The following is a 15023-nucleotide window of genomic DNA, read 5'->3' on the forward strand; positions in this document are numbered from 1 at the left end:
TTCAGAGCGCGACGTTGTGCAGGTGCTCGCGATAGCCATCGCGGGTCAGCCGATAGCGCAGCTGCAGCGTGTGACCCGGCTGCAATGGGAACGGCAGCTCCAGCGCGCTGCCGGGGTACAGGCTGCGCGAGACGTCATGTGCGGTGCAGCGCACACCATCGCAGTCAGCGATGCTGGTGATGCCCACGCGTACCGTGCCGGTGTTGCGCAGCTGGTTTCCCTCCACCTGCACGTCCATCGTCGATTGCGCGGGCAATACATTGACCAGCGCGCCCCAGACCAGGCTGACGCCGACATTGGCCTGGGCACTCTCACCCTCGCCTGCAGGGTCAGCACGTTCGGGGCCGCGCACGCCCTCGAAGTACACGCGGTAGGCCGTTTCCTTTTCGACCGGCTGCAGCGGAATCACACGGATCAGCCGGTTGCCACCACCGGCGAGGGCGAACTTTCCTGGCGTGATGGCGATGGCGGCCTCATTCGGCTCCACCTCAACCTCCTGTTCACCTGCCCCCGCCGGGTTGACGATGCGCTTGATCGATGCCTGCACGTACTGCGGTTGGGTGGACTGCGAGTAGATGCGTATCTGTGCGCCTTTCTTCGCGTCCACCGACGTACGCATGGGGTGCACGGTGAGATTGGCATGGGCAGGCAACGCCATCAGCAGCGACAGCGGCAGCAGGCAGCGGACTAGGGGTTTCATCGGGGACTCCATGTGGGGTTCAGGGCGTGACGGTGGGAACACGCAGTTCCACCTTGAGATCGCCGCTGTAGTAGCCGGGGCGCTTGGTGCTGACCGGCACGCGCGGTGTTTCCAGCGTCAATGGCGTAGGCACGCAGAACACCGGCTGCGTCATGCCGGGCAGCAGCACCAGGCGCAGCCGTGCGGTATCGATGCCGTGCAGCAGCTGCTCCACACCATTGCGCATGGGCAGGCTGCTGCCGTTGTGATCCAGGGTGACGGTGTAGTCCACGCGCTGACTGGCATCACTGCCGCCATCGACGTGCCATACCGAGTAGCCCGAGGGCCCGGGAGGTTGCGCGCCGCTGTCACGCACGGTGACGCCGAGGTAGGCACTCTGCGAACCAAGTCCGTCGTACAGGCACATGTCGAGCTGGGTACGGCCACCGATGGTCTGCGCGATCGGGTCGTACTGCAGGTTCAGACCGACGTGCGGGGTGACCTGATCGAAAAGCGGGAAGTAGATGGAGACCGCGTTCTTGTCCGTTACCGCAAGAGCAAAATCAAACGTATACGTTGCGATATTCAAATGAGATGGTGTGTGCAGTGAAAGAGCCAGTTGAGCCGTCCAGTTCCCTGCAACCAACCTCTCAAGCTGCTTTCCTTGCAGCTCCATTGACACAGCCGTTCCCACTGGTTTCCCGAAGCAGGGCGTGAAACTCGATGACCAAATCAGGCGAATTAAACTATCCCAGTAATCAAGGCTACAGGCTGTTGTTGCTTCGCCTCGACGCAGCTCTGCTACCACGTCGAGATCTTCTGTCATTCCACTTCGTCGTTCGGTAAATCGAAGTGGAATAACACTCTTGATGTTTGTCGCATTCTCAAGCGTGTCATTGACCGGGCATTTCCCCTGTGCTGAGTCACTGCTTGATTTGCAGGTCAGATACAACCTTCCGTAGTCAAGCGTCCCAAGCAGTTCATAGCCCAGCACAGTCCTCCGCGCCCACAACTCGATATCTCCCGGCATCGCAGAGCGATCCCAACTCATCACGATGTCGCGGTGCTCGCTCGACGGATGCGTTTCCGGCGGCCTCTGCGCCTTCGCCCTCGGCACCAACAGCACCAGCCCACACAACACCGCCATCACCCACCACAACCGACGGCTCACTTCGCACCTCCCGCTGCTGCGGTCTGTGGCGTGGCGGCGATCAGCGCCTGCTCCTGCAGCAGCCGCGTCACCCGTGCCTGGTGGCGGATGTCGGCCGGCAGCTGGGCCACGGCCAGCGGCTCGCACTGCACGGCGCCTACCAGCATCACCACGCTGCGGCGCTCGCGCACCTGCAGCGGGCAGTGCAGCAACCGGTCGTCCTGCAGCAGGTACAGGGTCTTCTCGCGTCGTGGGAAGTCGGCCACGAAACCTCCATTGCTGCCGGTGCCGGGCACCGGCGCGTTGAGAATGCGGGCACCGCGCAGCGGTGCGCCGGCGATGTCCTGGGCGTTGCCGATGAAGGTGTAGGTCACTTCAATAGGCACCGGCATGCGCACCAGCCGGCCTGGTGGCAGGAACAACGGACGCGCGCCGCCCACACCGCTCACGCGCACGGCGGCGATGCTGTCCAGGGCGCTGGCGTCCTGCACTTCAGCGCGGTGCGACTGGTAGGCGGAAATCGGCAGCAGCCGGCGCTCGCCCAGCTTCAGTCGCTGTCGACGCAGCCCGCCCACCTGCAGCTCGGCGGCAACGCCGCTCAGGTCCAGGTCGTCGGTGTCATCCACCTGCACCGCCAGCCCCGCGTCGGCGCCAACGCCAGCGCCCCAGTACACGCCGCGCTTGCCGATGGCCAGGCCGGAACTGTGCGTGGCGCTGTACGCCACTTCGTTGCCACCCTGGTGCTGGTAGCGCGACACCGTGGCACCGGTCTGGCCGATGCGGTTCTGCAGCTGGGTACTCAGCGTGGCGCTGTAGCGCTCGTTGTTGTTGCCGCGCAGTTCGCCCGATACCTCGCGGTACTGATCCTCGTATTCCTGGCGCAGCGTCTGCCCGGCGCTGTAGTTGATATCCGGCCGCGCATGCTGTGGTTGCCGCACGTCCACGCCATAGCGTCGCTGCGAACTGCCGCGGTCATCGTGCTGCAGGCGGTTGAGGCTGAAATTGAGGTAGATGCCGCGGTCACGTCCATCGCGCAGCCCACCGCCGCTGGTCTGCTGCCACACGCCGATGCGGCTGGAGACGCTGAACTCGCCCCAGCGCTGGCTGCGGCTGTAGCTGGCCTGCCAGGTGCGGCTGAGCTGCGGTATGCGCGCGGGCTGTGGCATCCACGGCGGCAGCAGCGGGTCAAGTCCGGCCAGCGGATCATCATCCAGCCCCGGCCGCACGGTGCCTGCACGCCAGGTCTGGCGGCGCGTATAGGCCAGGTAGGCGTTGCCGCCGGCCACCGGCAGCGCCATCGAGGCGCTGAGCGAATCGGCGCAGCCGAGCCGGTCGCGCGCGTCATCCTCGAACTGGCAGGCACGGCCGCGCATGCGCTGGTGGTACACATTCCACGAAGCGCGGCGACGGTAGGAAAGCTGATGCTGCTGGCCACGGCTGCCATCGCTGCCGTGCATGCCACTGAAGGTGGCGCGGACTTCCTGGGTGGCAAACACATGGCGCAGGTCCACCCGCAGTTCGCCGTAGCTGAAACCGCCCAGATCGGCGATGCCAGCGGTCATGGCCACGTTGCGCCCCATCGGCACGCGCAGGCCGCCCATGGCCGCCAGTTCGTCGTCGAAGCGGTCGCTGCGGCGCTCGTTGCGGCGGCCGCCCTGCAGGAACCACTGCACGCTGCTGTCGGTCCAGTCACCGCCCTTGTCGAACGGCGCGTCCTCGTTGCGTACCAGCACGCCGTCTTCGTAGATGCGCAGGCTGACGGTGTAGTTGCCCATGGGGAACCGGCGCGTATCGAGCTGGTTGATGCCTGCCTGCAGGTAGAAGGTCTGCAACAGGCGCTCGCCATCGAACGCATCCACACGCGCATCGCGCGCCAGCAGCACGGTGAGGGGCGTGGCCTGCACGGCGGCGGCGGAGTCCACGTAGGCCTGCGTGGTGCCCAGCCGCAGGCCCTGGAAGCGATCCATCGGCAGCATGCTGAAACTGAAGGTGCCGCCCTGCGGGCTGCTCAGGTTGCGGCGGTCCATGCGCCCGGCCTGCAGGTAGTGCTGCTGGCCCAGGTCATGGCGGTAGTAGGCGTTGTCGAGCTGGAAACGGCGGCTGGCAAGACCGCCGCGGTAGTGCTGCTGGCTGAAGGTCCAGTCGGCGGACAGGTGTCCGCGCTGGAACACGCCCAGTGCACCCATGCCCTGCGCGGCCAGCGCCTGGTAGCCCCGGCCACCGCTGACATTGAAGGTGTGCTGGTGCAGGAAGGCGTTCTCGGCATTGGCGCTGACCTGGTGGTAGCGCTCGGCGGCCGGCTCGCCGGGGATCCATTGGCGGGCGACAAACAGGCGCACTGCGCCCTCGCCTTCGTCATACAGCGCGCGCACGGCAGTGGGCTCCTGGGGAGGATCGATGTACCCGCAACCGGCACTGGCACCGCCGTAACGGCATGCCAGGTGGCTGTTCCGCGGCAGCGGCTGCGACAACGCCGGCAGCAGCGCAGCCTGCGCTTCGGCGGACAGCTGCAATGCCTGCAGCGCCTCGGCCGGGGTTTCCAGCTGCACGTGTTCCAGGGTCACACGCACCGGCACCAGCCCGGTCGAACGACCGAACAGACGGATCTCCAGTTGTTCGGTCTGGCCTTCGACCAGATCCTCGAAACCGGCGGGAACGCCGCGCGCCGCGACCAGGGGTGTGGCCAGCGACAGGGCGAGCGCGACCGCCAGCCGGGTGACGGCGGGTGCGGGAGCATTCATGGGGATTACCGGAAGCAGCCGGCCCGGCAAGCGGGCCGGCGCGGGTGCCTTACGGGCTGGTGGTCTTCTGCTGCATGGCGATGGTGACGATGCCTTCGTAGCTGCCGCCGCGGGCGATCGGCGCCTGGACGGTCTGTGCAATACGCAGCGCCAGCGGGATCGATGCGCCCGGCAGTGCGCCGTCGAACAGGTCGGTTGCGGAGAAGTCCTGCGCCGCCACGGTCAGCGCCCTGCCATTGAGGCTGACGGTCAGCGGCACCGGCGCGCCGCCACCATCGGTGTTGAGCAGCTGCGGGGTGCTGCCAACACGCACTTCGATGTCCTTGCTTTCATCGTTGGAGTAGATGCGCACCTGCTGCGACCAGGGCACCAGGCCGCTGACCGGGTTGTGGACCATGTTGACCACCGAATCCAGCGCAGTGCCATCGGCCTTGAGCAGGGCCAGGGTCGGATCGACGTTGGCCCAGACCTTGATGTCGGCATCGAATGCATTGGCGGACAGCGAAACGGTGGCCAGCGCTGCAGCGAGCGCGGCCTTCTTCAGGATGGAGTTCATGGTGTCTCTCTCGGACGGTGGGATATGAGGCCTCCAGTGCGGAGGCATCACCCGCCTGCGTGGGGGCGGGCGACGGAGAGAATGGTAGGTACGCCTACCCTGCGACGGCCATTCAACCATTCCTAAATAACTGAACGTTAAGGAAATTTTTTGAAGGCGTTCAATGTTTGAGGGTTATGCAAATTTCCTCACCCGGTCTTTGCAACAAACCTCATTGCGAGACATGCACTTTGCAGAGTCGAGCCATGATCGACGCACGGGTGCTCGTGTTGAGCACTGGTGGCCAATCCTGGCCACCAGCGTGCCCGGCAGCACTACAGGCTGGTCGTCACGCTGGTCGCGGATGTGATGATCCGAAAAGATGTGGAAACGACCTCCCGTGCCAGAAACCATTCATCCCGGAACCGACGCCTCTTTCAGGAACGATTCCATGGCCGCCACCAGGGCCAGCGGCGTTTCGTTCATCGGGTAATGCCCGGCATCCTCCAGGACCTCCATCGTGACCTGCCGGTAGCGGCGCAGATAGGTGCGCTCCATCAGTGCGCGGTTGAAGGTGGGATCGTGCGCACCCACCAGCACCTTCAACCGATGCTTGCCGACGATCTCATTGCTGAAATCGGTATCCGCCCATGCTGGAAGATAGGCAGCAAATGCTGCAGGTGAAGCGTGTGCCGCCGAATACGCGGCCTTCCAGTCGAGCCATTGCGCTGGCAGCCGCCCGCCGGTACTGCGATCGATGATGGACCGACGCACGCCTACGTCCCCGGCTGCCGTTTCAAGCAGGCTTCGCGTCGCGGCGTCGTAGGCAATGCCGCCGCAGGGCACCGGCGCAATGGCCACCATGCCGTGTACCCGTTCCGGCGCAAGCACCGCCATACGTTCAATGGCCATGCCGCCCATCGAATGACCTGCCACGCTGAAGCGTTCGTGGACCAGGACCGCCATCAGATCCAATGCATCGGATGCAATCTCGCCGATGGTATAGGCCCCCCGTGCATCGCGCATGCCGCCGTAGCCCCGGCAGTCCATGAAGATGTAGCTGAAGTCGTCGCGCGACAGCCATGGCTCGATGGGCTCGAACGCGTGCGCGTCGCCGAACCAGCCGTGCAGCACCAGGACAGCATGGGGTCCGTGTCCCACGCGATGGAAAGTATTGGTCATGTGGTTCCATTACAGCTGAGGGGAGCGTTGATGCTAGACAGCGCGGATCCGGCCCACCGTCGATGACGGGTCAATCGCTATAGAATCCGGGCCATGCGCAATTCGCTGCTTGATCCCTACGAAGACCTGCCACGCGATGTCGTGGTCACCTCGAACGACTACGCCGCCGAATTTGCGTTTCCCCGCCATGCCCACCGGCGCGGGCAGTTCGCGTTCGCTGCGCGCGGCACCATCAGTGTGGCTACGCCGCAGGGGCGGTGGCTGGTTCCCCCACGGCGCGCCTGCTGGGTGCCTGCAGGCCTGGGGCATGAGATGACCATGCGCGGGCCGGTGACGATGCTCAACGCCTTTCTCTCCGCCGAGGCGGCCGACGCCGTGGCGCTGCCGGCGCACTGCCGGGTGTACGCGGTCTCTGCGCTGTTGCACCAGCTGCTGGAGGCGGCGGTGGACCTGCCCCCGCTGTACGACGAGGACGGGCGCGCAGGCAAACTGATGCAGCTGCTGGTGGCGGAAATCGCATCGATGCCGACACTTTCCCTGCATGCACCTCTGCCCACCGATGCACGCCTCGCACGTGTCTGCCGCGCATTGCTCGACAGTCCTTCGCTGGCAGTGCGCCTCGATGACGTTGCCGCCGAAGCAGGCATGAGCCGGCGCACGTTCACGCGCCTGTTCCGCGCCGATACCGGGGTGGGTTTTGCCGAGTGGCGGCAGCAGGTGTGCCTGCTGGTGGCCATCGAGCGGCTGGGACAGGGCCAGGCGGTGACGCGTGTGGCATTGGACCTGGGCTATGCAAGCCCGAGCGCGTTTTCTGCTGCCTTCCGGCGTGTGCTGGGATGTTCGCCGAGCCGGTACTCAGAGGCGTAGTGCTCGGCCGATGCTTGGTTGTCATGCGCGCTGCGCGCGTGGGTCGAGCGTGGCTCGACGCTGTAAATGTCCATGCGCGACTGGATGGCATCAGGCCGCCTCGCGGCGGCCTGATGGATCTCACTCAACGACACGATCTCAGAAGAAGATCGCGTACAGGATCAACAGCGGAATCGGCACGCCCAGGAACCACAGCAGAAGCGTTTTCATGGCAGGTCTCCTTGCATCAGATGCGGGTTACAGGTCGCGGCGACGGCCGCCCCAAGTGGCGCTGAGGCTGGCGAAGAACGCGCCGATCAGCAGGGTGATGAACAGCCACAGTGCGGCATAGGCCGTTGCCTTGCGCGCATCGTCGGCAGCTTGCTTGGCGGTGTTCTTGGCCTTTTCCAGCGCAGCACGCATGCGGGTCTGCACGTCGGTCACACGGGCCTGCGCTTCAGCCGCGCTCATGCCCGTCTCGCGCGCGATCAGCTGCGACAGGTACTGGGTATCGGCCGGGTCCAGGCCGTCCCCCTGCAGACTGTTGACGATGATGCGGTTCACTTCGGCACGGACTTCGCGGCGGTCGCCCATCGGGCCATTGCCCGGCATCGGGCGCGGCGGCGGCGGGGCCGTGCGGGCGTCACGTGGGCCGACGCTGGCGGCGGCCGGGGGCGGCGGCGGTGCGGCAGGGTCCATTGGGCTGGTACCCGGCGCTGCGCCCGCTGCCGGCGCAACCGGAGGTGCACCGGCAGCGTCCGGGCCCGCCGTGGTGGCCCCGCGGAACAGCGAATCCACCCAGTAGTTGAGGTCGCTCTCCGGTGCGCCTGCAGCAGCGCTGCCAGCTCCGGCCACGGCAGCACCGGCAGTGGTGGCAGCGGCGCCTGCGGTCGCGCCGGCAACCTTTGCGCCGGCGCCCAGCACGCCACCGATGGCCGAGGTCAACAGGCCAGCAGTGAGCAGGGTCGCCACAGCCCAGGACACGAAGCCGTGCGCGGTGTCGCGGAAGTAGGTTTCATCACCGTGCAGCTGCGTCCACTTGGTGCGCAGGCGACCGGCCAGATAGCCGCCCAGACCGGAAGCGGCCAGCGCGGTGAAGGTCAGCCACGCGACGCTGGTCCAGCCGAAGGTTTCCTTGGACACCCCTTCGAACGACCAGGGCGAAACCGAGGACAGGCCGAGGCCAACGCCCAGGATCAACAGGATCAGCGACAGTGCGGCGGCCGCAACGGCGCCGGCGAAAATGGCGCCCCAGGACACCGCGCTTTCGCTGGGCGGTGGCACGACGGGAGTGGCCACCACGGTGGCGATGTCAGGACCGAGTGGATCGCGCTCGGGCAGGTCGAAACGGGTACTCATGGGTTGGACGCTCCGTATCAGTGCTGCAGGTGCAGCTGGCGTCCTGAGGCTGCGCGAGCGCTTGTGAAGCTGGTGAGACCCTTGAATCACGCGGTCTTGCCGCGGCGAACATCGTGCCAAGCGCCCGGGCGCAGTAGATCCACGCCATGCGTGGATGATGTGTCGCGGGCGCCGAAAGCTTGCCAACCAAGGTTGGCATCTACCAAAAGCGAAGCAAAAAAAAACGCCCCGCAATCGCGGGGCGTCTTCAGCACAACCTACCGCAGGCGATCAGCCCTGGTAGTCGCGCACGTCGTGGCCGGTGTAGACCTGGCGCGGACGGCCGATCTTCATTTCCGGGTCGACCTGCTGTTCCAGCCAATGCGAGACCCAGCCGGAGGTACGGCCCAGGGCGAACATGACGGTGAACATCTCGGTCGGGATCTGCAGCGCCTTGTAGATGATGCCGCTGTAGAAATCGACGTTCGGGTACAGCTTGCGCGCGACGAAGTACTCGTCCTGCAGCGCGGCCTGTTCCAGCTTCACGGCCACGTCCAGCAGCGGATCCTGCACGCCCAGCTGCTTGAGCACCTTGCCGGTCATCTCGCCGATGACCTTGGCGCGCGGATCGAAGTTCTTGTACACGCGGTGGCCGAAGCCCATCAGGCGGAAGCCGGAGGTCTTGTCCTTGGCCTTCAGCACTGCCGATTCGACGTTGTCGGCCGAACCGATCTCTTCCAGCATCTTCAGCACGGCTTCGTTGGCACCGCCGTGGGCCGGACCCCACAGCGCGGTGACGCCAGCGGCGACCGACGCATACGGGTTGGCACCGGTCGAACCGACCAGACGCACGGTCGAGGTCGACGCGTTCTGCTCGTGGTCGGCGTGCAGGATGAACAGCAGGTCCAGTGCCTTGACCACGTCCTGGTTCAGCTCGTACTTGCCATCAGCCGACTCGAAGGTCTGCTTGAGGAAGCGGCTGACGTAGTCCAGCGAGGTATCCGGCTTGTTGGCCGGCAGGCCCTTGCCGTGGCGGTAGATCAGCGCCGACAGGGTCGGCACCTTGGCGATCAGGCGCACGGCGGCCTGGCGGCGCTGTTCGGCGTCGGACAGGTCCAGCGAGGCGTGGTAGATGCCCGACAGCTGCGCGATGGCGGCGGTCAGGATGGCCATCGGATGGGCATCCTTGGCGAAGCTGCCGATCAGGGTGTTGATCGACTCATCGACGTTGGCTTCGGCAGCCAGCTCGTCGGTGAAGGCCTTCAGCTGCTCGGCGCTCGGGCGCTCGCCGTTGATCAGCAGGTAGGCCACTTCGACGTAGCTCGACTTTTCCGACAGCTGCTCGATCGGGTAGCCGCGATACAGCAGCACGCCCTTGTCGCCGTCGATGTAGGTGATGGCGGACTTGCAGCTGGCCGTCGCGGTGAAACCGGAATCGTAGGTGAAATACCCCGTTTCCTTGGTCAGCTTCGCGATGTCGACGCAGTCGTTGCCGAGGGTGGGTTTGATGACGGGCAGAACGACCGACTTATCGCCGGCGTTGAGCGTGACCTGATCAAGATCGGACACTGTGTGCGCTCCTTCATGGGAAGGCGCCTGCCCAAGCGCATTGGTCAGGCACGTGAATGACGTCCTCGGCCTGTGCCGGGGATCAGGTCATTATCGCACAGCAGCATTTGCCGGGCGCTAGACAGAAGTCGTAGACGACAGGCAGCCGGCACCCTGCCAGCGAGCGGCCGGGATCGGCAAAAGCGTTGTCACAAGGACGCAGTGTTCCGTCCATCCAAACGCCCGTTGGGTAGGCGCTGGACAAAAACAAACGGCCGCGCAGAGCGCGGCCGTCGGTTCGAACCGGGTACGACGTATCAGCGCGCGTAGCGCTTCTGGAACTTGTCGATACGGCCCGAGGTGTCGATGACCTTGTGCTTGCCCGTGTAGAACGGATGCGAAGCCGAGGAAATTTCAACCTTCACCAGCGGGTAGTCGTTGCCGTCTTCCCACTTGATGGTTTCCTTCGTGCTCATGGTCGAGCGGGTCAGGATCTTGAAATCGGAGGTGACGTCATGGAAGACGACGTCGCGGTAGTTCGGATGGATATCGGCCTTCATGGGCTCACACCGTAAATGGGCTGGTGGTCAAGAGCGGCATTATAAGCACTGGTTGCCGCCCGGGGCAACCAGTGCAGGGGGCTGACCTCAGTCCGCACCCAGGGCCTGGCGTACCAGGGCCTCGAAACGCCCTTGATCGTAGGCCATCAGCAGATCGCAGTTGTCCGGCTGGCCGGTCTGGCGGTTCCAGTCGACGATGGTCGCGCCGCGGCTGAACGTGCCGTTCAGTTCCACATTCAGCGGCCGCGATTCAACCTGCAGCTGCCCTTCCGGGTTCAGCGCCCAGGCCATGGCCAGCGCGTCGGCGGTATACCAGCGGCCGCCCTTGCTGTCTTCTGACAGGCCACGGGTCTTGCGCGAGATCAGCTCGTAGAAGCGCGCGCGATCGGAATCGGCACCCAGCCACTGCTCGGCTTCGGCCAACGGCAGGCCGTGGGCAACGGTGGCTTCCCAGTCCGACACCAGCAAGTGCGGGAACGCGGTGAACACCACATGCGCGGCTTCCGGATCGAAGGCGATGTTGAATTCGGCGGCGGGGGTGATGTTGCCGTGGCAGGTAACTGCGCCGCCCATCACCACGATGCGCTTGATGCGCTGGGGCAGGGTCGGATCGAGCTTCAGCGCCAGCGCCAGGTTGGTCAGCGGGCCGAGCATCACCAGCATCAGTTCGCCGGCATGCTGGTGCGACAGGCGCAGGATGGCCAGCGCGGCGTGCTCGGCGTCGGCCTGGCGGCTCGGCGGCGGCAGGTCCACATCGCCATAGCCATCGCGGCCATGCACGTGGGCGGCGTCGACGGATGGATGCAGCAGCGGATCGGGGCTGCCGGCGAACACCGGCACGTCGGTGCGGCCGACGATGTCGCAGAGCTTGAGGGCGTTGCGGACGGTGTACTGCAGGCCTACGTTGCCGGCGGCGATGGTCAGGGCAACCACGTCATGCCGTTCATCGGCGAAGGCCATCAGCAGGGCCAGTGCGTCGTCGACACCGGGGTCGGTATCGATCAACAGCGGGATCTTCTTGGTCATCGTTGCCGTCTTCAGATCGGCAACGAAGTGTGGACCGGGATGATGACCGTTGCAAGTACGGGGGGTCGGGTTCGGCCGGGCTGCGCCCGGCACCCGCCGAATCAACGGCAACGGCAACGGCAACGGCAACGGCAACGGCAGAAGCTGGCATTCCGTGGGATGGCGGGGTGGGTCCGGTTGCGGGGGACGCTGCAAGTACGTCCATGTAAGCTCGGTCGCCGCATCCATGCGGCTCACGCCCCCGCAACCGGACCCACCCCGCCTTCGACAGGTTCCCGCTGCTGTTGGTGGGTGTCGACCTTGGTCGACACGGTAGATCCACGCCATGCGTGGATGGACGTCGGCGGGATCGGGAAAGATGACGTAATCGGCGTGCCGGGCGGGGCCGCGCTGCAATTGCAGCGTTTTCGATCTCTCCAACTTTTCTCATTGAGACGCACAGCCCTTCATGGAAAACATGGGAGGCCATCGACAACGGATGGCGCGGGCTTCCAATCCCGTTTGACTGCCTTGTTGTTTACGCTTGCCTGCCGGCGTTGCGCGCGTGTTACTGCGTGGCGTCCGGCAGGCAATCCGTCCGCGCGTTCTATGGCGGGCGGTGCGTGGGGGCTTCGCGCCCGTCGGCGCTCTTGAGGCCGTCACCGGTATTGGAACCACTCACCGTCCACCACCCTCGCCTTCGCGTGGGTGCCCTCCTGCCTTGCGCACAAGGACCGCCGACATGACCGCGTCCCGTTATCCCTTCGGGTTGCTGCTGGCATGCCGGGGTTTGGCCGAATACATGGGCACGCAGTTGCCGGCAGCGTAGGAAATGCAGGGGTCGGATCCGTTGGTCGCAGGGCAAGGGCTCTGACCCCGGCCGGCTGCCCGATCCTTACGCCGAGGCGTAGCGCACGGCCGTACCGATCCAGCGCTGCACCACGCGATCTGCAAGCGCCGGTTGCTGCGCCAGCAGGCGTTCGGCCAGCGCATGCACGCCCGGCAGCAGGCCGGCATCGCGGGCCAGATCGGCAATGCGGAAACCGGCCAGGCCCGTCTGCCGGGTGCCCAGCAGTTCGCCGGGCCCGCGCAGCTCCAGATCCTTCTCGGCAATGACGAAACCGTCGTTGGTTTCGCGCATGGTCTGCAGGCGTTCGCGTGCCATCTGCGAAAGCGGTGCCTGGTACAGCAGCACGCAGCGCGACACCGCCGAACCACGGCCAACGCGGCCACGCAGCTGGTGCAGCTGGGCCAGGCCCAGGCGCTCGGCGTTCTCGATCACCATCAGCGAGGCGTTGGGCACGTCCACGCCGACTTCGATCACGGTCGTGGCCACCAGCAGGTCGATGTCGCCGGCCTTGAACGCGACCATCGTCGCCAGCTTCTCGGCCGCCTTCAGCCGGCCATGCACCAGCCCCACGCGTACGCCCGGCAGCAGTGCTTGCAGCGATTCGTAGGTGGCCTGTGCCGGGGTGGCATCCAGTTCTTCGCTTTCTTCGATGAGCGTGCACACCCAGTACACCTGCCGCCCTTCGCGGCAGGCCAGGGCGATGCGCTCGATCAGCTCGGGGCGGCGATCGTTGTTCAGTGCCACGGTCTGCACCGGCGTGCGGCCCGGCGGCAGTTCGTCGATGGCCGATACATCCAGGTCGGCGTATTCGGACATCGCCAGCGTGCGCGGAATCGGCGTGGCGGTCATAACCAGCTGGTGCGGCACGTTGTTGCCGCCCTTGCCCTTGTCGCGCAGCGCCAGGCGCTGGTGAACGCCGAAGCGGTGCTGCTCATCGACGATGGCCAGCGCCAGATCGTGGAATACCACCGCCTCCTGCATCAGTGCGTGGGTACCCACCACCACCTGCGCTTCGCCGTTGGCAACCTGTTCCATCACCTTCGCGCGCGCCTTGCCGGTGACCTTGCCGGCCAGCCAGGCGATCCGCACGCCCAACGGCTCCAGCCAGCCGCGCAGGTTGTTGAGATGCTGTTCGGCCAGCAGTTCGGTGGGGGCGGCCAGTGCGACCTGCTTGCCCTGCTCCACCGCCAGCATCGCTGCCAATGCCGCCACCACGGTCTTGCCCGAGCCGACATCGCCCTGCACCAGCCGCAGCATCGGGCTGGGGCGCGCAAGGTCTTCGCGGATCTGCTTGAACACGCGTGCCTGCGCGCCGGTCAACGCGAACGGCAACTGCTTCAACAACGCCTTGGCCAGCTTGCCGGGACCGGCCAGCGGCGGCGCGTGATGCGCCTGCAGCGCAATGCGCTGGCGACGCAGGCTGAGGTGGTGCGCCAGCAATTCTTCCATTGCCAGCCGGCGCTGCGCTGGATGGGTACCGGCGGCAAGTGCGGCCAGGTCTGCATCCGGCGGTGGTTGATGCACGGTCAGCAGCGCACTGCGCAGCGATGGCAGGCCGAGGCCCTCGAGCCAGCCGTTCGGCAGCAGTTCCAGCGTGCTTTCTTCCGGCAGGCGATCAAGCGCCTGGCCGATCAGCTTGCGCATCGTCATCGGGCCGACGCCTTCGACGGTGGGATACACCGGGTCGAGGCGGTCGCCGAGATCGGGATCGTCGTTGCGGCCCAGTACCTGGTAGCTGGGATGGACAATCTCCAAACCGAGGTGCCCCGGTTTGGGCGTACCAAAGCAGCGCAGGCGGTTGCCGACCGCGAACTGGCCGACCTGCTGCTGGCGGAAATGGAAGAAGCGCAGCACCAGGGTGCCCTGCCCTTCATCCTCCACTGCCACTTTCAGCATCGGCCGGTAGCGCATGCCGCGCTCGACGGCCACCACCCGCACTTCCACCTGCGCCGGAATGCCGTTGCGCAGGTCTTCGATGCGGGTCAGCCGGGTACGGTCTTCATAGCGCAGCGGCAGGTGCAGCCAGAGATCCTGCAGGGTGGCCAGTCCACGCACCTGCAGCTTGGCGGCCACGGCCGGCCCGACGCCGGCGAGCATCGCAAGCGATGCTTCACCGGACGGTGCCAGTGCCGGGGTGACCGCCGCCTTGCGTGCCACGTGGCGGTCAGTCGATGACCATCACCGCGTCGACCTCGAAGTTGGCGCCCTTCGGCAGACCGGAGACTTCGATGGTGGAACGGGCCGGGAACGGGGCCTGGAAGTAGTCCTGCATCACCGCGTTGACCTTGGCGAATTCGGCCAGGTCGGTCAGGTACAGGCCCAGGCGCACGACCTTGTCCAGCGAACCGCCGGCGGCTTCGGCCACGGCCTTGAGGTTGTCGAAGGCACGACGGGCCTGCGCTTCGACGTCACCGACGCCGACGATGTCGCCGGTGGCCGGGTCGAGCGGAATCTGGCCGGAGAAATACACGGTGTTGCCGGCGCGCACGGCCTGCGAGTACGGGCCGATGGCGGCCGGGGCCTTTTCGGTGTTGATGATCTGGCGGGACATGGGTCGCTCCGGTGCGTTGGGGGAAAACAGAGCGGTGA

Annotated in this window: 12 protein-coding genes; 1 reads left to right on the forward strand and 11 read right to left on the reverse strand. The window is 65.9% G+C overall.

Annotated elements, in window-relative coordinates; genetic code table 11:
* Position 1: 1 nt before the first annotated feature.
* From CR918_RS14995 to CR918_RS15015, 5 genes are all read right to left on the reverse strand, one after another.
* Positions 2-700, reverse strand: a complete 699-nt coding sequence (locus CR918_RS14995; RefSeq protein WP_099843523.1) for a pilus assembly protein — start codon at positions 698-700, stop codon at positions 2-4.
* A gap of 19 nt (positions 701-719) precedes the next feature.
* Positions 720-1850 (reverse strand): CfaE/CblD family pilus tip adhesin, encoded by a 1131-nt coding sequence (locus CR918_RS15000; RefSeq protein WP_238379115.1) that lies wholly within the window; start codon positions 1848-1850, stop codon positions 720-722.
* Positions 1847-4570 (reverse strand): TcfC E-set like domain-containing protein, encoded by a 2724-nt coding sequence (locus tag CR918_RS15005; protein ID WP_099843525.1) that lies wholly within the window; start codon positions 4568-4570, stop codon positions 1847-1849. Before CR918_RS15005 ends, CR918_RS15000 begins: the two co-directional genes overlap by 4 nt.
* A 49-nt stretch (positions 4571-4619) precedes the next feature.
* Positions 4620-5126, reverse strand: a complete 507-nt coding sequence (locus tag CR918_RS15010; protein WP_025874221.1) for a CS1 type fimbrial major subunit — start codon at positions 5124-5126, stop codon at positions 4620-4622.
* A gap of 393 nt (positions 5127-5519) precedes the next feature.
* A complete protein-coding gene (locus CR918_RS15015; protein ID WP_099843527.1) occupies positions 5520-6287 on the reverse strand; it encodes an alpha/beta fold hydrolase in 768 nt (255 codons plus the stop codon).
* A 93-nt stretch (positions 6288-6380) separates the two neighbouring features.
* Between CR918_RS15015 and CR918_RS15020 the strand changes: the two genes are divergently transcribed.
* On the forward strand, positions 6381-7154 hold the full coding sequence (locus CR918_RS15020; protein WP_099843529.1) for an AraC family transcriptional regulator: 774 nt from the start codon (positions 6381-6383) through the stop codon (positions 7152-7154).
* Positions 7155-7391: 237 nt separating this feature from the next.
* On the opposite strand, the gene CR918_RS15025 is transcribed toward CR918_RS15020, so the two are convergent.
* From CR918_RS15025 to CR918_RS15050, 6 genes are all read right to left on the reverse strand, one after another.
* On the reverse strand, positions 7392-8492 hold the full coding sequence (locus CR918_RS15025) for a hypothetical protein (protein ID WP_099843530.1): 1101 nt from the start codon (positions 8490-8492) through the stop codon (positions 7392-7394).
* A 270-nt stretch (positions 8493-8762) separates the two neighbouring features.
* Positions 8763-10040, reverse strand: coding sequence for a citrate synthase (locus CR918_RS15030; RefSeq protein ID WP_025874217.1), 1278 nt, complete (start codon positions 10038-10040; stop codon positions 8763-8765).
* A gap of 296 nt (positions 10041-10336) precedes the next feature.
* The gene (locus tag CR918_RS15035; RefSeq protein WP_006389217.1) at positions 10337-10579 is read right to left on the reverse strand and encodes a type B 50S ribosomal protein L31; all 243 of its coding nucleotides are present in this window, start codon (positions 10577-10579) and stop codon (positions 10337-10339) included.
* An 87-nt stretch (positions 10580-10666) separates the two neighbouring features.
* A complete protein-coding gene (locus CR918_RS15040) occupies positions 10667-11605 on the reverse strand; it encodes a nucleoside hydrolase (RefSeq protein WP_059064983.1) in 939 nt (312 codons plus the stop codon).
* An 874-nt stretch (positions 11606-12479) separates the two neighbouring features.
* Positions 12480-14591 (reverse strand): ATP-dependent DNA helicase RecG, encoded by a 2112-nt coding sequence (gene recG, locus CR918_RS15045; protein ID WP_099843531.1) that lies wholly within the window; start codon positions 14589-14591, stop codon positions 12480-12482.
* Between the two features lie 7 nt (positions 14592-14598).
* A complete protein-coding gene (locus CR918_RS15050; RefSeq protein WP_025874214.1) occupies positions 14599-14985 on the reverse strand; it encodes a RidA family protein in 387 nt (128 codons plus the stop codon).
* Between the last annotated feature and the right edge of the window lie 38 nt (positions 14986-15023).

Source organism: Stenotrophomonas indicatrix (genome assembly GCF_002750975.1).
Lineage (GTDB): Bacteria > Pseudomonadota > Gammaproteobacteria > Xanthomonadales > Xanthomonadaceae > Stenotrophomonas > Stenotrophomonas indicatrix.